The organism is Formosa sejongensis (assembly GCF_033447105.1).
GTDB lineage: Bacteria > Bacteroidota > Bacteroidia > Flavobacteriales > Flavobacteriaceae > Formosa.
The window spans coordinates 32,674-53,399 of sequence record NZ_JAWQUN010000027.1 but is presented as its reverse complement, the minus strand read 5'-3'; the positions used below and the strand labels follow the sequence as shown (position 1 = coordinate 53,399).

The window sequence follows — 20,726 nt, the reverse complement described above, 5'->3', positions numbered from 1 at the left end:
TTGTTTTAGAATAAATCGTTCGCAAAGTAAGAACACAATATTCAATAACTTAATAACAAAAATGGTCGATAGAGATAAAATATATCAAACTAAATTAATAAGTAACTAACTACTGACCTCTATTCATTTTTACAGTTTCTATAAGATATCTTTCTCGTTTTACCCATAGAGGCCAAAGAAACCGGATTCGTCAACACATATTCAGCTCTAGCCTATCGGCGAGCCGAATACTTAGTTATTGTAACAAGTTTTTTATTCTTGTCTATACTTATCATATTTTCTTATTAATTTTTCAATAGTTTTTAAAGCGAGTTTTTTTCCAGGGGTAGTGTAATCAAGTAAACCTTCAAGAACACTCTCGTCATCTTCAGATCTTTTGGTTACTTTTACTTGACCAAATGCAGTGGATTCAGATATCAACTCCAACTTGTCTAAATCATATATTCGAATTTTCGTCCAAGCTTCATTATATTTTATTGCCGTACCGAAATCAGGGGTATGGTGAGAAGAGCTACCCATTTGATTTTTTTCAATTTTTGATTCAATATTGATTAAAAAATTAGAACCTGAGAATTTCTTAATTTGAGATAATTCATTGGTTGTCGGATTTAGAGGTAATTTCTTTTCAATTATTTTAGTTTGCCTTAATTTTATTAACTCCACTAATGAATCTCCTAGGATTTCTTCAAATTCCACTTTAGCATACTTGTAAGCATCGTTGTCCTTATAATTTGTAAACGGTTCATTTAAAATCCATTTTCCGCTTTCGAAATTTATGTTTTTTCCCTTTTCAAAATTGTAACTATATTTTGCACCTCCACAGCTTGAAATAGAGATATTCAAAAAGAATATTATTATATGTTTTTTCAATTAATTAATTAATTTTTAGTTAGGAGTGATATTCATGTACAAAGAGTCTAATTGAACCTTATTTTCTAAAAAAACAATCCAGAAATATCCCGGGTGTTAGTAGCAAAATAAAAGGGGTGTGGATATGCAAGATCCCCTTCCATAGTAAAATTATTATTTATAATACTTGTCATTTCCTTTTCGAACTCGTATTGATAAAGGTCACCTAATATAAATCCACTAGCTAAAGCAATAGAATCTCCTTTTTTATCTTTTAAATCGCCATTTAATGTGTAATTATTTTTCTCTTGACCTAGACATTTACCAGTAGCCAATACAGATATAAAAACTAAACTCAATAATACATACTTTTTCATTATATATTTTTTTAATGGACTTGTTTTAACTATAAAACTCGTTGATTAATGTCTGTCTTTATTTGAAAAATATTCCAATATTAATTGTAAAAATAAAAATAAAAATAAAAATCATGATTTTAATAACTAAATTTATTGATCATAGTCAATTTTTAGGAATTAAAAACCCGCTTAATTAGCTTAAGTTAAGTGTTTTATGTTTGTTTTAAAATAGTCGTAAAAAATTCTGTTTTAAATATGTTTTTCGTTGTAAATTAATATGTTTTATGGAGTTTAACATTATTTCTATAAATGAAAACTACTAAGGTGAAATAGCTGTAATATTTATATGACTAGACTCTAAAATCGCGACCCCAAATCCTTCATCGTTTTCACGAAATTTGAAGTAATTTTTTCACGTTCCAAATGTTGTCCATTTTTAGCTTTCCACTGTCCATTAATTATGGTTCCTAGTTGATGAGACACATCACTAGAATACACAAACGTGTTACATAAATGTTTTGTAGAAGTTGTAGCAACTAAAGGTGATTTTGCATCCATAATTACAGCATCAAAAGGCTCTCCAATTTTAAAGAATATTTCATTTTGTTTCCCCATTGCTTTTCTACCCGTTTGCCAAGCCATTTTTATGGCGTTAAATCCGCTATCCCCCATATTGGTTTTGTAAAAGGTGTTGCGTTTATGGGTGTGTAATCGCTGACCATAATCTAAAATTCGCAACTCTTCAAACGGATTAATTCCCACATGACTATCGGTACCAATACTCCAATTTCCGTTTAATTTTTTAAAGTCATTAAACCGGAATAATCCATCACCTAAATTACCTTCTGTAGACGGACAAATCACAACATTAGCGTTTTGTTTGGTAATGCCTTTTAATTCGAATTTATCTAAATGTGTAGCATGAACCAGATGAAAATTATCGTTTACATTACAGTTGTCTAATAACCATTGTACGGGTCGGACACCATACATTTCAATACAATCTGCAATCTCCTTTTTTTGTTCAGACACATGTATATGGAATGGTTTGTCTCCTTTTAGATTAGTACACAATTCAATACAGCTATAACTATCTACGGCTCGTAATGAATGAATTCCGATTGCCACATTTACATGATTATAGTGTTTAGCAACCTGTTCTGTGCTTTCTAAAAGCTCGTAATACTCGTCTATGGTTTTCGAGATAAAACGACGTTGTTTATCTTCTGCAGGCATATTAAATCCGCCTTTCTGATAAAACATGGGAATTAATGTAATATGTATTCCTGCTGTCTTTGCTGCCGAAATTAAGCGTTCCCCGAGCTCGGCTAAATTTGCATAGCGGTTCCCGTTTAAATCGTGATGTAAATAATGAAATTCGGCAACTTGGGTATAACCATGTCGTACCATTTCGGCATATAACATGGTGGCAATGTCTTCTAAATGCTGTGGAGAAATACGCAATGCTAAATTGTACATAGCTGTTCTCCAACTCCAAAAATCGTCGGTGTCGCCTGTGTCTTCATGTAATTCTGCTAAACCTGCCATCGCATATTGGAAAGCATGTGAATGTGCATTCTGAAATCCAGGTAACGCATAACCATCGACATATTCTGAAGGTGTTTCTGAATCTGTTGAAATATCTGAAATTTCACCAGTAGAGGTCACTGAAACAGTTACGTTCTCTAGCCAACCGTTTTCGGTTAAAAGCCCTTTAAAAGTATAGTGTTTAGACATGATTAATTAGGATAAGGTTTGTATAAGATCTTGAAACATAGCTTTAAGAGTGACTTGCATTTTTGCGGCACGTTCGGCATTATATTCCGTTTCGGCATCATTCATATAATTGGTTTTTGCCATTTCTAACTGAAGTGCGTGAATGTTTTCGTCTGGCCTGCCAAAAGCACGTGTAATCTGTCCGCCTTTAAACGGGTGATTATGCTCTAAATGAAGGTTGGCACGTTTTAAAGCGTTGTAAGCGGTATCAATAATCTGTTTAGAAGCAGAAGTTTCATCATTATCACCAAGAATTAAATCAGGAAATGGTGTGTCTTGGATGCCAGGTACATGTTTTCGAATAGAATGCGCATCAAAAAGCAGTGCTTTTCCAAATTGTTTTTTAGTGTCTTGAAGCAGTTCTTCAACTTTCAAATGATACGGTTTGTAATAGTTTTCAATTCTAAAATTGATATCGTCTTGTGTAGGCGTTTCAGATTTGTAAAGTTCGTCCCCATTAAAATTTGTGGTAGAGACTAATCCCGTTATTACACGACCGTCGTTGTATAGTGGTTTGCTTTCGGGATCACGATTTAAATCGACCACCCAGCGGTTATAATTTGCAGAAATTATGGTGATTCCTAAATCAGAAGCAAAACTGTATAATTTATCAATAAACCAATCGGTGTCATCTGGATTTGAAACAAACTCAGGATAAAACTGCGATCTAATTTCAGGAGGGAAGTAGGTTCCTGAATGTGGTGAACTAAGTATAATTGGAACGGCGTTTACCTTTGGATTAATGATGTTGTAAAGTGTCATGATACAATCTCTTTTTTTGATTTACTATAGAAAAAAGTAAGTCTTACAAAAGTACAAGTAATATGATTAATTACTTAGAGAAATAGGATGGGTTCTGATAAACATGAATTGAAAGGAAATTTCAGGAAATAAAAGTCTTCAATTCTAATAAGTTATAATGATTTAAGGTTTCTTTAACAAAATTAAACTAAACTTAAAGATAGTTTTGGAGTCTAATACGTTTTAAAGAACCCTGTATGAGAAAAATTATACTTAGTGTCTTAGGCTTGCTTTTTATTGTTGCTTCTTTTTTTATAGCAAAAAGCCTTATTGATAATAAAAATAAAGTTAAACCTATCGCGCCAAAAGTTGTTAAAGTTGTTTTTGCCGATACGGTTAGAAATAGTACAATTCCTATTGTAATTCCTGCAAACGGTAATCTGACTGCCAAACGAAGATTCGAATTGTATTCTGAAGTTCAAGGTATTTTTAAACCAGGTACACCTTTGTTTAAAGCGGGCCAATCTTATAGAGCCGGACAAACTTTAATTCGTATAGAAGATTCGGAATATTATGCGAGTGTACAATCTGCAAAAAGTAATTTATATAATTCAATTGCAGCAATAATGCCTGATTTAAGGTTAGACTTCCCTGAAGTTTTTCCGAAATGGGAAGCGTATTTAAGTCATTTCGATTTAAATAAAACAACACCTAAACTTCCTGAAATGACTTCCGAAAAGGAAAATTATTTTATTACGGGTAGGGGCATTGTTTCTAATTATTTTAATGTAAAAAATCTAGAACAGCGATTATCAAAATATGTGATTAGAACGCCTTTTAACGGCATCCTTATCGAAGCCTTGGTTAATGAAGGGACTCTGATTAGAAGTGGGCAAAAGTTGGGTGTATTTATAGATCCTTCTGTTTATGAAATGGAAGTGGCTATAAGTAAATCCTTCGCCGGTTTGTTAAAAGTAGGAGAGTCCGTTGCCCTTAATAATTTAGAAGGTACTGAAACTTACCTCGGAAAAGTATCTCGAGTAAACGGTAGTGTCGATGCGACAACGCAAACCATTCGAGTTTTTATTGAAGTAAAAGATGAAAGTTTAAAAGAAGGCATGTATTTAGAAGCTAATGTAGATGCTAAGGATGAGGAAAATGCGATAGAAATTGACAGAAATCTACTTCTAGATACTCAAGAAATTTTTGTTGTTCGCGATTCTGTTTTAGATGTTATTCCTGTTAAACCTATACATTTTAGTGATACTAAAGTTGTTTTAAAAGATGTGCCAGAGGGTAGTGTTATTGTATCTCGTCCTATTCAAGGTGGTTATGCTGGTATGTTAGTAACCGTTTTTAAAGAACAAGAGCCTAAAAACAACTAACGACACATGAGAAAAATAATAGCTTATTTTATAAAGCATCATATTGCCGTAACTATATTTATTCTGGCTTTTACTGTCTTTGGAATTATAGGATTGATGTCTTTAAAATCATCTTTCTTCCCGATTATAGAGTCTAAAATAATTACAATTCAAATCGTCTATCCTGGAGCTTCTCCTCAAGAAATTGAAGAAGGAATTGTACTTCAAATAGAAGATAATTTAAAAGGGTTGCAAGGTGTAGATCGTGTGACGTCTTCGTCGTCAGAAAACAGTGGTATGATTACTGTTGAAATTGAAAAAGGCGAGAATATAGATTTCATGCTTTTAGAAGTTAAAAATGCGGTAGACCGTGTGGCAAGTTTTCCTTCTGGTATGGAGCCTCTTGTTGTTTCTAAGACTGAAAATGTAAGAGAAACAATATCTTTTGCTATTAGCGGGAAAGATATTCCTTTAGCAACCTTAAAACAATTAGGGAGGCAGATTGAAAACGACTTAAGGGCCATTGACGGCATTTCGCAAGTAGAAGTTTCGGGATATCCAGAAGAGGAAATCGAAATAGCCGTTAACGAAAACAGTCTTTTAGCTTATAATATTACTTTTAATGAAGTAGCTGCAGCAGTAAGCAATTCCAATATATTAGTAACTGGTGGTAACATTAAAACCAATTCCGAAGAGTTTCTTATTCGTGCTAATAATCGTTCGTATTATAGTGATGAACTTTCTAATGTTGTGGTGCGTGCTTTTGCAGATGGAAAAACAATTCGTTTAAAAGATGTTGCTATTTTAAGAGATCGCTTTTCAGAAACACCTAAAGCGACTTATTTTAATAAAGATTTATCTGTAAATGTTAGTGTAACGAGTACAGATAATGAAGATTTACTGACATCGGCAGATAATGTTAAAGCATATATAGAAGAGTACAATCAGTCGCATAATAATGTGAAATTAGATATTGTTCGTGATTTATCGATTACCCTAAAACAGCGTACGCAATTATTAACAGAAAATGCCATTGCAGGAATGCTTTTGGTGTTAGTGTTTTTATCTATTTTCTTAAATACTAGATTAGCATTTTGGGTGGCCTTTGGACTGCCAATTTCTTTTCTTGGGATGCTTATTTTTGCGAGTCAGTTTAATGTCACGATAAATGTATTCTCACTTTTCGGAATGATTATCGTTATCGGTATTTTGGTGGATGATGGGATTGTAATCGCAGAAAATATCTATCAGCATTTCGAAGACGGTAAAGATCCTATTAATGCGGCTATTGATGGAACAATGGAAGTTATTCCGCCAGTTGTTTCTGCTATTATTACAACTTTATTAGCATTTTCTACCTTCTTATTTTTAGACAGTAGGATTGGAGAGTTTTTTAGTGAAGTTTCGGTCATAGTTATCTTAACATTAGTCGTTTCATTAATAGAAGCTCTTATTATTTTACCTGCGCATTTAGCGCATTCGAAAGCGTTACAAAGACATAAAGAAAGAAAGAATAAACCGAAAACGAAGGCAGGATTGTTTTTCTCTAAAATGAGAGGAATTAATGCTTTTGGAGATCGTATTATGATTTTTCTAAGAGAAAAAATCTACGTACCAGTTCTCGATTTTATGTTCGAGTTTAAAATATTGGCCCTTGGTTTATTTTTAGGAGGCTTAATTTTAACTTTTGGTGCCATGGGAGGCGGTGTAATTGGTGTCACTATTTTTCCAAGTATCGCGAGTGATCGTGTGTCCATAGAACTAGAAATGCCAAACGGAACGAATGTTCGAGTTACAGATTCCATTATGTCTATCATTGAGGAAAAGGCCTATTTGGTGAATGAAGAATTCAGTAAGAAATATCTAGGAGATACCGATAAAAAGCTTTTTGAAAACACTATTAAGGAAATTAATAGTGCGTCTAGTGCCACTTTAAGTATAAATATGTTGCCTGGAGAAGAACGTCCAGATGTGATTAATGCGTCTTTGGTTGCGAATCGTGTACGCGACTTGGTAGGGCCAGTAATTGGTGTTGAAAAATTAATCTTTGGATCTGGAGGGAACTTTGGAGGAAGTCCAGTCGCTGTTTCATTACTAAGTAATAATATAGAAGAATTAAAGGCTGCTAAAGTCGAATTGAAATCTATTTTAGAGAGCAACCCATTATTAAAAGATGTTGCCGATAATGATCCTGCAGGTATTAAAGAAATTAGACTAGAGCTTAAAGAAAGTGCTTATTTATTAGGCTTAGATTTAAGTGCGGTAATGAGTCAGATTAGAGCTGGATTTTTTGGAGTACAAGCGCAACGTTTTCAGCGTGGCCAAGACGAGATTCGTGTTTGGGTACGTTACGATATAGAAAATAGAGCGTCTATTAACGATCTAGACGATATGCGTATTGTAACACCTTCAGGAGAGCGTGTCACTTTAAAAGATATTGCTAATTATTCTATTGAGCGTGGTGATGTGTCTATAAATCATTTGGAAGGACGTAGAGAAATTGAAGTGTCTGCCGATTTAGTAGATCCAAATACAAGTGTAACAGATATTTTAGATGATATTAAAGCTACAATTATACCTGATTTACAAGCTAAATATCCTACAATTTCAGCGTCTTACGAAGGACAGAATAGAGAAGCCGATAAACTGAAACGTTCACTTAATAGTGCAGGTTTGGTTATCATTCTATTGATATATATCACCATAGCTTTTACGTTTAGAAGTTTAAGTCAGCCGTTACTTTTAATCCTTTTAATTCCGTTTAGTTTAACTGCTGTAGCTTGGGGCCACTGGCTTTTAGGGTTCCCAGTAAACGTACTGTCGTTACTTGGTATTATTGCATTAATAGGTATTATGGTTAACGATGGATTGGTGCTAATCGGAAAATTTAATACCAATTTAAAGGCCGGATTAAAATTCGACGATGCGTTAAAAGAAGCAGGTAAATCTCGTTTTAGAGCTATCTTTTTAACAACCATTACCACAATGGCAGGGTTAGCACCTTTACTAATGGAAAAAAGTAGACAAGCACAGTTTTTAAAGCCTATGGCCATTTCTATTACGTTTGGGATTGCTTATGCAACCATCTTAACATTATTAGTATTACCACTATTGTTATCGTTTAGTAACACTATTAAACAGAAAACAAAATGGTTAATCACTGGAAAGCATGTTACCAAAGAAGAGGTCGAGCGTGCTATTAAAGAACAAAATGAAGACTATGGACATTAAATATAAAATAGTTGCACTCATGTTGTTGGTTTTTACTTCGGCTAAAGCTCAAGAACAATTGCCGTTAACGAAAGCTATTTCTATTGCGTTAGAAAATAATTATGGTATTAAAATCGCGAATAACAATACTGAAATAGCCGAAAATAATAAGGATGTTTTAAACTCAGGTTACTTGCCAACACTAACAGGTGATGCTGGTGCAGGTTATAATTTAGATAATACAGAAGTGGAATTTTCTGACGGAGGAGTCACCACATTAAATGGCGCAGAAAGTTCGAGTTATAATGCGTCAATTAATTTAAACTATACCCTTTTTGATGGCTTAGGACGCTATTATAATTATAAACAATTAAAAGAAGAATATCAATTATCAGAACTTGAAGCTAGACAAACTATTGAAACGACCATGGAACAATTGTTTACGGTTTATTACAATGTGGCTCAAGTGTCCGAAAACGTCGAAGCTTTAACGCAAACGCTAGAAATCTCTAACGATCGTGTGATAAGAGCGCAATATCAGTTCGATTATGGGCAAGGTACAATGTTGGATGTATTAAACGCGCAAGTAGATGTGAATAACGATAGTATTAATTTAATGAATTCTCAACAAAACCTGTTTAATACGAAGCGGGATTTAAATGTGGTTTTAGGAACAGAATTAGCGCCAAGTTTTGAAGTAGATACCCTTATAACTTTTTCATTAGACATTAATAAAGACGATTTATATGCTAAAATGAAAGAGAATAACGTGTCTCTTTTACAAATTGAAAAAAATATTGTTATTAACGAGTTTACTATTAAGGCAAATCAATCTGGGTATTTACCAACTTTGGGATTAGTTGGGTCTTATGGATGGAATAAAAATAATAATAATGCCGCCTCTTTTACTGCACAATCTACAAATACAGGGCTTTTTGGAGGATTGAATTTAAGTTGGAATTTGTTTGATGGCGGTAGTACAATTACTAATGTTAGGAATGCAAAGATTAATTTAGATAACCAAGAGTTGCAAAAAGAATCTATTGCTATAAGTTTAGATCGCGATTTTGAAAATGCATGGGGAGATTATCAAAACAAGCTTAAAATCTATTATATACAAGAAAATAATATAATAACAGCACAAAATAATTTCGATCGGACTAAAGAGAAATTTAAATTAGGACAAACAACTTCTATAGAGTTTAGACAGGCGCAGCTTAATCTTTTAACAGCAGAGCTTAGTATGAACAATGCAAAGTATCAGGCTAAACTAGCCGAATTATACTTGCTTCAATTAAGTGGAGAATTATTAAATATTTCCTTTTAATATAAACTTTATTCTGGTTTAAGTATTGAAAAACGCCATGTTCAAATTTTGAATATGGCGTTTTTATTTAAGTTTAAATTAAAGTGTGCTTATTTTAATTTAAGAGAGTCTAAGCTGTGGAAAAAGAAATCTTTTTCGTCGTTCATGGATACAAATAAACCATTCGGGTATTTAGGGCCTAAAGATTCTGTGGTCACATCGCAACCATCGGTTTCAATTGTCCCAAGGTTTAATGTTTTTACATAGCTATTATCACCACGTTTAAAAATATTAAAACTGTGGTCTTGTTGGTTAGAAACGATTAAGAACCCATCGCCATCAGTATAAGTTGCTAATGCGATTCCTTCGATATCATCTCTAAAATATTCAGATCCAAATATTGAAATTTGTGCATCTCCTTTTGCCGGATCAGCATAGAATTTTCTTATCCCAACACCTTCATCAGAAAAATATACATGTCCCAATTCATCATCTACAACAATAGCTTCAATTTCTTTTTCGCCACTAAATGTTCCGAATTTTCTAACGAGGTTAGCAGAAATTCCGTTTGCTGTAGATACTAATTCATATTGATACAGATAGCCTTCAAGAGGTCCTTTTTTACGACTAACTATTGCGTACGTCTTTTTGTTTTCTGGGTTTTTGTAAATGCTAATTCCCATAGGACGTCTTAATTCAATATCCGTTTCGTCTTCAAAAACAGGAAAACCCCCATTGTCTAAAGGCGTCATGTCTGGAACCGAATACAAACGAATCTGATTTTTTTCACGTTCCGTAAACATCATAATGTCTACTAGAGTAGAATCGTTTAAAGCGAAGTCGTATTCAATATCTACATTGTTTGGGTAGTTTACACCAGTTAAACTTTTGTCTTCAATGATTTGACCATCTAAATCGAAGGCGTAAACACCGCCATTAACTTCATCCTTATCTGTTCCAAAAACAATACTTTGCTCTGGATTGGTTTTGTTAATCCAAATGGCAGGATCGTCTGTATCGTGAGGTGTTTTTTGTGAGACTAGAGTGGGTTTAATTTCAGGTAGATTGCTTTTACAAGCTGTTAAGCAAATTGCAGCAATAGCGATACTAAAAATCTGTTTTTTCATGTGCTTTGTTTTAAAATTAGCCGTTGTATTAAAAACAAACACAACGGCTGTTGAGGTTATTTTTTAAATAAATCGTATTTCAATCCAAAAGTAATATGTGCTTGATAGTATTCCATTTGCATGGTTCTTGCGCTTTCACCTTGGTAATAACGTAAGGGCTGGTTGGTCATGTTATTCACATCTACATATAAACTTAGTTGTTTTGTAATGTTGGCACGTGCATTAAAATCTAAAAAGAATTGCTCGTCGTAATAACGATCATAGAACGCGTTACCACCAATTTCGTCTATATATGCACCAGAGTAGTTTGCAGAAAGACGTATGCTAAAATATTTGTTTGTGTATCCTAAAGAGCCATTAAACATATTTGGAGCTGTATTTGGAAGATCTAAATCTGTACGCTCTTCTCCGTCTTCGTTTCTAATTCCGGATGTTTCAGAAGTTAGGTAGGTGTAATTTAAATAAATATTGAAGTTTTTAAGGAAACCAGGTAAGAAATCTAAATTGCGTTGGTATGCAGCTTCAAATCCAAATAAGTTAGCTTTATCTCCATTAAACGGTTGGTAAACCTCATATCCTAATTCATCTTCGTACTGGAATGTGTAAATAAAATCTTTAATATTTTTATAGAAAACACCACCGGAAACTAAACCTACATTGGTAAAATAGTGTTCGGCCATAATATCGAAGTTCATAGATGTTGTCGGGTCTAAGTTTGGATTCCCGAAAAAGATCTCTTGGTCTTCGTTGTTAATTTCTTTGTAAGGTACAATATCTACATAATTAGGTCTAGCAAGTGTGTTTGTCCAAGCAAAACGTAAAACAGTTTGGTCTGTAACATCGTATTTTAAGTGTACACCTGGTAATACGTTTGTGTAAGAATTTTTGCTAGTTACAGGAGATGTTTCAAAATAATCACCGTCTGCATCAAATATAATTTCATTCCCTGTAGCATCTGCAGTAGTATGTTCCAAACGTATTCCTATAAGTAAACTGAAGTTGTCAGAAATGTTTTGCTCTGTCATAACATAACCTGCATAAACATTCTCTTTTACATTATAATTTGCAGTTGCATATTCTTCAGGTTTGTCTTCTGCTTCAAAAAGTGAAGTATTGTAAAGGTTTAAATTACCTAAAAAACTCGGTGTTGCAAAATTTCCAATTTGATATTGACTTCCTGCATTAAAATCAGATTCAGTATAATTTTCTGTTGGAATTTGTCCTAAAAACTCCATGTCGTTACTTAAAGGCGTGTATTCTATATAGCCATTATTACGTGCTTTCTCTTTTATTCTGGTTTTAGCTCCAAATTGAAGCATTCCATTTTCTTTATCGAAAATATGAAGAGGCACTTCAAAATTCACTAAAAAGTTTAAATCGGTTTCATCTGTAAATTGTTGTTCTTCTGATAAATCTCCTAGTTCAAAACGTTCGTAATTTGCCTCTTCTTGATCAATTGGAGTATAATTTGGCTTTCTAGAATTGTTATTATAATAAATGCTATACTCACTATCGTATTCTACGTAACGTTCGTTTAAACGCTCCTCTGATGCTTCAGAATACGCTGCCATCCAATCAATTTGTAAGTTGTTTATTAAGTGCTCCCCGCTAATACTATAGTTTTGCATGCGCTGATCTTCTAAACGCGTGTTTTTAGATCTATTATTGTCTATACCACCTTTTGTTTGACGATTAGCTTCAACAGGAAACGATGTTAAATTTCCGTTAGAGTCTACTGTAAAGTCCCCTAAACCAATATCTTCCCCATCAAGAATTTCTTGTTGTAAACGAAATCTGTTTTCACGATCGTCTCTCCAGTTATAAATAGATTTAAAGAAAATGGTATTGTTATCGTCTAGCTTATAATCGAAGTTTGCTGAAAAACTACGACGAATGCGCTGTATATGATATTCTCTAATTTCTGAAACACTAGCGTATGGATTAACATCTACGTCTTGCATGATAGCGTCTCCATCTTCATCTTCAATTCCTGTGTTGTACTCAAATTCGTTTTCCCATTCTGCTTCAACATCATCCGATCCTAAATGCGAATCGTTATAAGATGCTGCAATTACCCATCCGAATTTGTTGTTTTTGGTACGATCTCCAAGTAGAAAAGCACCATTAATAATGCCTTTATCATTAATTAAATTAATACCAGAACCTCCTGTTGCAGAAAAACGAAATGCTTGTGGAGATGTTTTTGTAATTAAATCTACAGAACCACCAATAGCATCGGCATCCATGTCTGGAGTTACAGCTTTGTTGACTTCTACAGTTTGAATCATGTCAGATGGAATTAAATCCATTTGAACGTTTCTGTTATCGCCTTCAGCAGAAGGAATTCGACTTCCGTTTAAGGTTACCGAATTTAATTGAGGCGCTAAACCACGAATAATAATATTACGCGCTTCCCCTTGGTCTACTTGCATTGTAATACCCGGAATACGTTTTACGGCATCTCCAATATTTGCATCAGGGAACTTTCCAATTTGGTCTGTAGAAACGATGTTTGTAATATTCTGCTTGTTTTTTTGTGTGTTAAGAGCTCTCGCTTGACTACTAAAACCAAAGTGTAATACTTGAACTTCGTTTAATTCTGTAATCTCTTCATTTAGTCTAATCTCTAAATTTGTAGTTTGTGTAGGGTTAACTGTAAATTGTGCGATGTAATCTTTAAAACCTAAATACTCTATAACCAAAGTATAAGTTCCCGCTTCTACATTAACAAAAACGAATTTTCCGTTAAAGTCTGAAATTGCTCCTTTATTAAGTTCCTGTATGATTACAGAAGCACCAGGTACTATTAATTGGTTTTCATCTGTAATGAGTCCTTGCACTTGTCCGGTTTGTGCTAATGCGCTAAAAGTGGTAACCACAAGCATCATTAATGTAATCCAGTTTTTCATAATTATTTGTTAAGTTAATTTTTTTCAAAGTTAGATTTAGCACTCGGTTTTAATCTAAAGTAGTCGTTAACAAAACGTGATAAAGCATGCCAATTGGCCTATATTTTAAGGCAACATTAACACTGAAATTACAAGTTGGTAATGTTTTAAAAACATTGCATTATAAATTTAAGAGGAAGATTTGAAGGTCTTCTTTAGCGTCTATCGGGAGTTTTTTTCGTAGTCTGTAACGTGCAATGCGCACACTGTCAGGTGTTATTCTAAGTATGGCTGCAATTTCTTTGGAAGACAAATTAAGCCTTAACAACACGCATAATCGTAACTCGGAAGCGGATAATTCTTTTGTAACATCGTTTTTTAAATTTTGGAAAAAATTGGGATGTATTTGCTCGAAAAAATTAACGAATTCTGTCCACTCTTCTTCCTGAGAGCGATCTAAATCGATGTCTTTTATTACGGCTTCTAGCTTGGATTTCATTAATACTGAATTTCTATCTTTTATATTACTCAAGGTTCGAGATATATCTGAAATCATTTTGTTTTTATGTGCTAAATGCAAACTGTAATTTGTGAGGGCAGACGTTTTAATAGCATTCTTCCTTTGTAAAGAAGCTTCCTCTTGTGTCTTTTTATCAAGGTTTACTTGTAAAAGTTCATTTTTATAATGCTGAATTTTGGATTGCTGTTTTTTGCGTTTTCTGAAGTAAAGAAACCAACCTAGTAATAAGAGTAGGAGAAAAACCCCGCTAATTAAAAAAATATTTTGTCTGATTTTATTGACTTCATGTTGCTTGTTTAAAAGCTTTACTTCGGCTTCTCGTTCTTCAACTTCATAAAGAATTTGTAAAGAGTTTACTAATTCTGCATTTTGATTTTCAATTAGCTTTTCATTCAGATCTTTATAGTTTATCATATAATCGAAAGCCAATTTATAATCCCCTAAATCTGCATAGTTTAACGCTAAGTCTTTAAGTGCCGATTCTTCTTCATAGGTGTTTTTAGCAGATTTAGATTTTTGAAGTGCTAAAAGAGAATAAGGAAGTGCTTCATGCGGTTTCATCATTTTTCTATGGGCATCTCCTAAGTTATTTAGAATATTTATTTTAATATAGGACGGGGTGTTTTTAGAATATGTCTTGGCTTTTAAAAAATAGCTTAATGCATTTTCAAACTGTTCCAAGTCTTCATAAATACTCCCTATATTTTCATAGGTAATTGCTAAACCTGTACTGTCGGCAAGGGTCTTAAATATAGCCAAACTTTCTTCTTGGTTTTTTATAGCCAATGTGTAATTTTCTTCTTTTTCGGCAACACTACCTAATAGCCCATAAGATGTTGCTTTACCCTTTTTAAAATTGATGCGTTCTGCAGTCGCCAAACTTTTAGTTAAATACGTAGTTGCGTTTTTATATTGCTTTAATGAAAGGTATATACGACTCATTTTATTTCTAATATAAACAGCAGTAGTGTCTTCTTGATTATGCTGCTCTAAAGCATCATGATAATGTTTTATAGCTTCGTTTGCTATCCCTAAATGCTCGTAGAAATTAGCCAATTGAATGTGAGATTTAACAAGCTCCTCACGATTATCAGTGTACTCAGCTTTATCTAAAAGCTTGTTTAATTTGGTGAAAACGGAATCTATATTACGATGAATAGGAATCTGTGATTCTTGGGCATTGACACCTGTTGTTATGAAGAGAATAATAGTAACAACGCTTAAAAATTTAATAGTGTTATGATGTAGCATGCCACAATAATGGCTGTAGGTCTTAAATATAATCATGGCCAAAATTAAAAAATGCAATGTTACTTAAATATTACTTTTTTATAATTAGCATTAAAATACGATACTAGGCAGCATGTATTAATTATTTGAAAATATTGAAAAATTACTAGCTCAAACTTTAGTTCTAAAAATGAAAATGTTCTGACAAATGATTTAATATCGAGTTAAAATACCGCTTCTGATATTTTGTAATGCGTGTAAATATGAAGCAAGAAAAAAGCGAGGATGGACCTCGCTTTATAACTTTACTTTTGAATATCGTTTGATTCTTATTTTTTAGGATGAACCAATTTCATTTCATCAATTAAGCGTTGTGAATCTGCATATTTATCTATTATAAATAATACATAACGGATGTCTACCATAATATTTCTACAAATTTCTGGATCGTAATTCATGTCACTCATGGTTCCTTCCCAAACGCGGTCAAAATTTAATCCGATTAAATTTCCATGTGCATCAATTGCAGGGCTTCCAGAGTTTCCTCCAGTGGTATGATTTGTTCCTAAGAAACATACAGGTAGTTTCCCGTTGGCATCTGCGTAACGTCCGTAATCTTTAGCGGCGTATAAATCTTGTAGTTTTTGTGGAACATCGAATTCATAATCACCAGGAACATATTTTTCCATAACACCGTCTAAATACGATACTGGATTATAATATACAGCATCTTTAGGGGCATAACCACGAACTTGTCCGTAAGTCACACGAAGCGTACTATTTGCATCTGGATAATAACGTTCGTTAGGTACAACTTCCATAAGTGCTTTCATATACTGTGTTTCTAAAGCATTGATCGCCGAATTTTTTGCTTGAAAATCAGGTTCAATGTTGGTGTAAAAATCATCAATAAATGGTTTTGCATACGCATAAGCAGCGTCGTTATTAAGTTTTTCAATCACTTCTGTAGGCGTGCCTTCAAGTAAAGCCATAGCACTTTCAAGATTTGTAAATGCTGTTGTATCGTAAATTGTAGGATCTACATTAGAAGTGTAAAATGGCATAATAGCTTCAAAAACACCTTTATCTACTTCGGTGTTGTAATTTTTTAAAGTGCTTTTAATTCTATCCTGTGTTACTGATATGGCTTTGTTAAACGTTTCATCTCCTTTAGTTGCTGCAGCTTCCATTTGTGATAAATAAAACATCATGGACATTAGCTCGTTAGTACGTATAAAAATTTCAACAAAATTGCTTCTTTTTATATCTACAGGAGCAAAAGCTTCGTATTGTATTTCAAGTTCTGGAAGTATGTTTCCATATTCGCTTTCTAAATTTTGTGCTTTCAAAGCGTCTGTAAAAGCAGCTTCTTCGGCTCTCTTTTTTGCAATAGCATTACTCTTTTTAATGCCTTGGTTTTCGCCAATCCACTTTTTCCAATAATTTGCAATACGTGCTTGTTTTGAAGCATATTGAATACGAATTTCGTCGTTCGCTTTCATATTTGCGTCAATCACCTTTAAAGCAGCCTCACGAATAGCAATGTTGCTTGGATTTAATTGTTCTGTAATTTCTTGGATCGCAACTGCGGGTAAATATTCTTCTGTAGTACCAGGGAAACCAAAAACTAAGGTAAAATCACCTTCGCTAATCCCATCTAAAGAGATTGGTAAAAAGTGCTTTGGTTTGTATGGCTTGTTGTCTTTAGAGTATTCTGCTGGACGATTTTTTTTATCGGCGTAAATTCTGAAAAGCGAAAAATCTCCAGTATGTCTTGGCCATACCCAGTTGTCTGTATCCGATCCAAATTTTCCAATACTTGTTGGAGGTGCACCAACTAAACGAATATCGTTAAAGCGCTCTGTAACAAATAAGAAATATTGATTGCCTTTAAAAAACGACTTAATCTTGGTGTTTTGCCAATCTTCTTTTTTTGTTGCTGCTTGAATTCGGTTACTATTTCCGTCGGTTTTAGATTGTTTTTCTTTGGCGGTCATGTCTGTAGTAACGCCTTCAAGCACTTTATCAGTAACGTCTTCTATACGTACAATAAATTCCACATAAAGACCTTTGTTGGGTAATTCATCTTCAAAAGACTTTGCCCAAAACCCATCTTTTAAGTAGTCGTTTTCTAAAGAAGAATGTGATTGAATTTGTCCGTAACCACAATGGTGATTTGTTAATAATAGACCGTTTTTAGAAATCACTTCGCTTGTACATCCGCCGTTAAAATGGCCAATGGCATCTTTTAAACTTGAGTGGTTAACATCGTAAACGTCTTTTGCAGTTAGTTCGCTTCCTAAGGTTTCCATATCGTCTTCATTCATCCCTTGAAGGAGCGAAGGAATCCACATACCACCTTGCTGTGCACTAACTTGAATGGTTACAAAAAGGATTAAAAGTTTTATTAATTTCATGAGTTTATTTTTAAGTTTTGCAAAGATAAAAAAGAGTAGAATATATGTGGGTTTTTGGATTAATATATGTCTTTTAATATCTGAAATTTGGATAAAATAAATTGAAAAACATGTAGTTAAAACAAAACTTTAGGGAAATAGGTTGGCTTTTAGTAAATTCGTAATCCCAATCAAATTTATATGAAACAACAACTACTTTTAACTTTTACTTTTTCAATATGTTTTATCTCAGCTTTAAATGCTCAAGAAATTGAACATGAAGGCAATATTTATGAAATAAAAGGGTCCTCGATTATTTTAGATGGTTACGATGTTACCGAAAGTTTAACGCTAGACGACCAGCATGAAATTAGATATGAACATTCTGAAAAAATGGAAGAATTCAGAATTAATAAAAAAAGCAAAAAAACTCAAAATAAAGCAGTTGCCAAAGCAGAGCGAAGACAATTAAAGGAAGAAGAAAAAGCTGAAAGAAAAGCCAAAGGCGAAAAGAAATTTTTAATTTTTTAATGCAAGACCAATTACACATAGCGTTAATTCAAACCGATTTGATTTGGGAACAACCTAAAGCGAATCGAGATAAAATACGTCTGCTTGTAACATCCATTCCCGATGCTGTAGATGTTGTTGTGCTTCCAGAAATGTTTACTACTGGGTTTACAATGAATGCGTCAAAATATGCAGAAACAATGTCTGGCGAAACTGTAAGTTGGATGCTGAAATTAGCAGCAGAAAAACAAGCCGCCGTTATGGGAAGTCTTATTGTTTCTGAAGCAGATAAGTATTACAATCAGTTAGTTTTTGTATATCCAAATGGCGATTTAAAAACCTATAAAAAACGACATACGTTCACTCTTGCTGGCGAAGATAAAATATATACTGCAGGCACAGAACGTACTATTATAGATTTTAAAGGTTGGGCACTTTGCCCATTAGTGTGTTACGATTTGCGTTTTCCAGTTTGGTCACGTTACCAGGACGACTACGATGTACTTTTTTTTGTTGCAAACTGGCCAAATATACGCATTGTGGCTTGGACAGCTTTATTACAAGCACGTGCTATAGAGAATATGTGCTATTGCATAGGTGTAAACCGCGTTGGTATAGATGATAATGGTCATGAATATTCAGGGCATTCTGCTGCTTATAATACTTTAGGTGAAACTATTTCTGAATTTTATGAAAACGAAATTGGTTACCGTATTGTGACTTTAAACAAATCGGATGTTGTAAAGACTAGAAAGAAATTTAAATTTTTAAATGATAGGGATTCTTTTATTTTAGAATAAATTCATATTCCGAATCAAATCCTGCACGCACATCAATTTCTTCAGGATAATAACTTATACGTTCTGGTTGTATCTTTTTAAGAACATTACCTGTGCTGTATTTTTTGTTTTTGTTCGTATCATAAATCACGCGAACCCAATATTTTCCCTTTGCTAAATACGTAAAATCCACAGGTTCTGGCTCTGTGCTGTATTGTTCATATTTCACTTCTCCACTTTCCGTTGTTAACTGAATAATTAAAGGGTATTCGGCATTTTTAATAATTATACGAACATTTGGGTAATCGTCGTAAGCCCTTGTTTCCATTAAATACTGAAGTGTATCGTTTTTATTATCGAAGAAATCGGTTATGGCTCCTGGGAACAATTGTAAACGGTATTTTAAATTTTCTTTCTTTTTAAACGAAAACTTAATGTTATTATTCAACGTGTCCATTTTAGTTGTATATGGCACTACGATAGAATCTTTATCAATAAAGAAAATATGAGATTTATCTAACGATTTAAACGGTGTTGTTGCTGTTAAAATAAAATCGTCGTTAAAATTAATCTGTCCAGAGTGAGACCCTTTAATAATCAAGGAATCCTGATATTTATCTGTAATCTTTACACTAAAAGTATCTATTGCTGTATGTTTATATCCGACTTTAAAACGAAGCGTGTCTAAGTCTAGTTTTGGGCGATACCAATACAGTAATGAATCTGTTTTCTCTTCTTTTGTAATGGTATGTTCAAAATCAGGAGGTGTTTCAGTTAGTATATCAATGTCCATGTTTTCGTAATCACCTTCAAAACCAAAAGCTATTTTGCCTTTAGATACTAATCGCGGTTTAAATGGTTTAAATTCTAATTCTTCTTTAAATAATTTTAAATGATAAATGGTGTCTGTAGGAACCGTTATAATCGAATTTAGAAATCCTATTTTGTCTGACTTTGGTTGGAATTTATAATCCTGATTCTCATCTTTCATTGCCACTAAAAGATATTTCCCGGCTTTAATATTTTCCAAATTAAAGGTTGTAATACTGTCTAAAGTATTGGTAACGTATTTTGGTTTTTCCTTAAAAATTATAGAATCTGTAAAAGTAGAATCTATTTCATATAAAGCAACCGTCACAAAATTATCAGGTTTTTTTAAAGTCGCATCCATAATTACACCTGCTACTTGTAACGAATCGATATAATCGCCGGTAGAAAACACATATTTATAATAAGGAAATGGGTTTTCTTCGTGGTTATCTACAATACTACTCCCAAAATTAATCGCATAGGTTGTGTTTGGAATTAAGGTGTCGTAAATTTTAATGGTTATATATTTACTCGCGCTCCCTAAAGGTGTAATATCAGGTTGGGTATTCATTGGTGGCGAAATAATAAGCTGCTTACTTAAATTCTTAATCTTAATGTATTCATTAAAATAGATTCTAATTTCATCACTTTTAAACTGAGTTGAGAAATTTTCGGGTTGTGACTTTACTATAGCTGGTGGCGTTGTGTCTATTTTTCCTCCTGTAGGATTTCCTTTATTTGCACAATTTATTATAGTTAAACATAAGACTGTTATGAACAAAAAATTTGAAAGCGTTTTACTCATTATTCAATTAGAATTTACGCAAAGAAACAATTTATTTGGCAGTAACCGAAAACACT

Annotated in this window: 14 protein-coding genes and 1 pseudogene; 6 read left to right on the top strand and 9 right to left on the bottom strand. The window is 33.3% G+C overall.

The features are described from left to right. A pseudogene (locus tag R6X41_RS17645) lies at nucleotides 1–109 on the top strand (IS1595 family transposase); the annotation flags it as partial. Nucleotides 110–252: 143 nt separating this feature from the next. On the opposite strand, the gene R6X41_RS17640 reads toward R6X41_RS17645, so the two are convergent. From R6X41_RS17640 to R6X41_RS17625, 4 genes are all read right to left on the bottom strand, one after another. Beyond that, complete coding sequence (locus R6X41_RS17640) at nucleotides 253–870, bottom strand: hypothetical protein (RefSeq protein ID WP_318501678.1); 618 nt, start codon at nucleotides 868–870, stop codon at nucleotides 253–255. A gap of 65 nt (nucleotides 871–935) precedes the next feature. Continuing rightward, nucleotides 936–1,226, bottom strand: coding sequence for a hypothetical protein (locus R6X41_RS17635; RefSeq protein WP_318501677.1), 291 nt, complete (start codon nucleotides 1,224–1,226; stop codon nucleotides 936–938). A 339-nt stretch (nucleotides 1,227–1,565) separates the two neighbouring features. Continuing rightward, on the bottom strand, nucleotides 1,566–2,945 hold the full coding sequence (gene hutF, locus R6X41_RS17630; RefSeq protein WP_318501676.1) for a formimidoylglutamate deiminase: 1,380 nt from the start codon (nucleotides 2,943–2,945) through the stop codon (nucleotides 1,566–1,568). A gap of 6 nt (nucleotides 2,946–2,951) precedes the next feature. After that, nucleotides 2,952–3,746 carry an N-formylglutamate amidohydrolase gene (locus R6X41_RS17625; RefSeq protein ID WP_318501675.1) on the bottom strand — a complete coding sequence of 265 codons (795 nt, stop codon included), beginning with the start codon at nucleotides 3,744–3,746 and terminating at the stop codon, nucleotides 2,952–2,954. Between the two features lie 236 nt (nucleotides 3,747–3,982). On the opposite strand from R6X41_RS17625, the gene R6X41_RS17620 reads away from it, so the two are divergent. From R6X41_RS17620 to R6X41_RS17610, 3 genes are read left to right on the top strand one after another with little or no spacing between them, the layout of a single operon-like run. Continuing rightward, nucleotides 3,983–5,110, top strand: a complete 1,128-nt coding sequence (locus tag R6X41_RS17620) for an efflux RND transporter periplasmic adaptor subunit (protein WP_318501674.1) — start codon at nucleotides 3,983–3,985, stop codon at nucleotides 5,108–5,110. A 6-nt stretch (nucleotides 5,111–5,116) separates the two neighbouring features. After that, nucleotides 5,117–8,320 (top strand): efflux RND transporter permease subunit, encoded by a 3,204-nt coding sequence (locus tag R6X41_RS17615; protein ID WP_318501673.1) that lies wholly within the window; start codon nucleotides 5,117–5,119, stop codon nucleotides 8,318–8,320. Continuing rightward, nucleotides 8,310–9,626: a TolC family protein gene (locus R6X41_RS17610; protein WP_318501672.1), complete on the top strand. Its 1,317-nt coding sequence runs from the start codon at nucleotides 8,310–8,312 to the stop codon at nucleotides 9,624–9,626. Before R6X41_RS17615 ends, R6X41_RS17610 begins: the two co-directional genes overlap by 11 nt. Before the next feature lie 89 nt (nucleotides 9,627–9,715). On the opposite strand, the gene R6X41_RS17605 is transcribed toward R6X41_RS17610, so the two are convergent. The 4 genes from R6X41_RS17605 to R6X41_RS17590 all read right to left on the bottom strand — a co-directional run bounded on the left by R6X41_RS17605 (nucleotide 9,716) and on the right by R6X41_RS17590 (nucleotide 17,787). Next, nucleotides 9,716–10,732, bottom strand: a complete 1,017-nt coding sequence (locus tag R6X41_RS17605) for a phytase (RefSeq protein ID WP_318501671.1) — start codon at nucleotides 10,730–10,732, stop codon at nucleotides 9,716–9,718. Between the two features lie 56 nt (nucleotides 10,733–10,788). Further along, nucleotides 10,789–13,641, bottom strand: coding sequence for a TonB-dependent receptor (locus R6X41_RS17600; RefSeq protein ID WP_318501670.1), 2,853 nt, complete (start codon nucleotides 13,639–13,641; stop codon nucleotides 10,789–10,791). Between the two features lie 160 nt (nucleotides 13,642–13,801). Next, nucleotides 13,802–15,427: a tetratricopeptide repeat protein gene (locus R6X41_RS17595; protein ID WP_318501669.1), complete on the bottom strand. Its 1,626-nt coding sequence runs from the start codon at nucleotides 15,425–15,427 to the stop codon at nucleotides 13,802–13,804. Nucleotides 15,428–15,699: 272 nt separating this feature from the next. Further along, on the bottom strand, nucleotides 15,700–17,787 hold the full coding sequence (locus tag R6X41_RS17590; protein ID WP_318501668.1) for a S46 family peptidase: 2,088 nt from the start codon (nucleotides 17,785–17,787) through the stop codon (nucleotides 15,700–15,702). 180 nt (nucleotides 17,788–17,967) lie between these two features. Between R6X41_RS17590 and R6X41_RS17585 the strand changes: the two genes are divergently transcribed. Together R6X41_RS17585 and R6X41_RS17580 are read left to right on the top strand one after the other, a co-directional pair. Next, nucleotides 17,968–18,297, top strand: coding sequence for a hypothetical protein (locus tag R6X41_RS17585; protein ID WP_318501667.1), 330 nt, complete (start codon nucleotides 17,968–17,970; stop codon nucleotides 18,295–18,297). After that, complete coding sequence (locus R6X41_RS17580; protein WP_318501666.1) at nucleotides 18,297–19,076, top strand: nitrilase family protein; 780 nt, start codon at nucleotides 18,297–18,299, stop codon at nucleotides 19,074–19,076. The genes R6X41_RS17585 and R6X41_RS17580 overlap by 1 nt, the downstream gene beginning before the upstream one ends. On the opposite strand, the gene R6X41_RS17575 is transcribed toward R6X41_RS17580, so the two are convergent. Then, nucleotides 19,063–20,646, bottom strand: a complete 1,584-nt coding sequence (locus R6X41_RS17575) for an Ig-like domain-containing domain (protein WP_318501665.1) — start codon at nucleotides 20,644–20,646, stop codon at nucleotides 19,063–19,065. The genes R6X41_RS17580 and R6X41_RS17575 overlap by 14 nt on opposite strands. Nucleotides 20,647–20,726 lie beyond the last annotated feature (80 nt).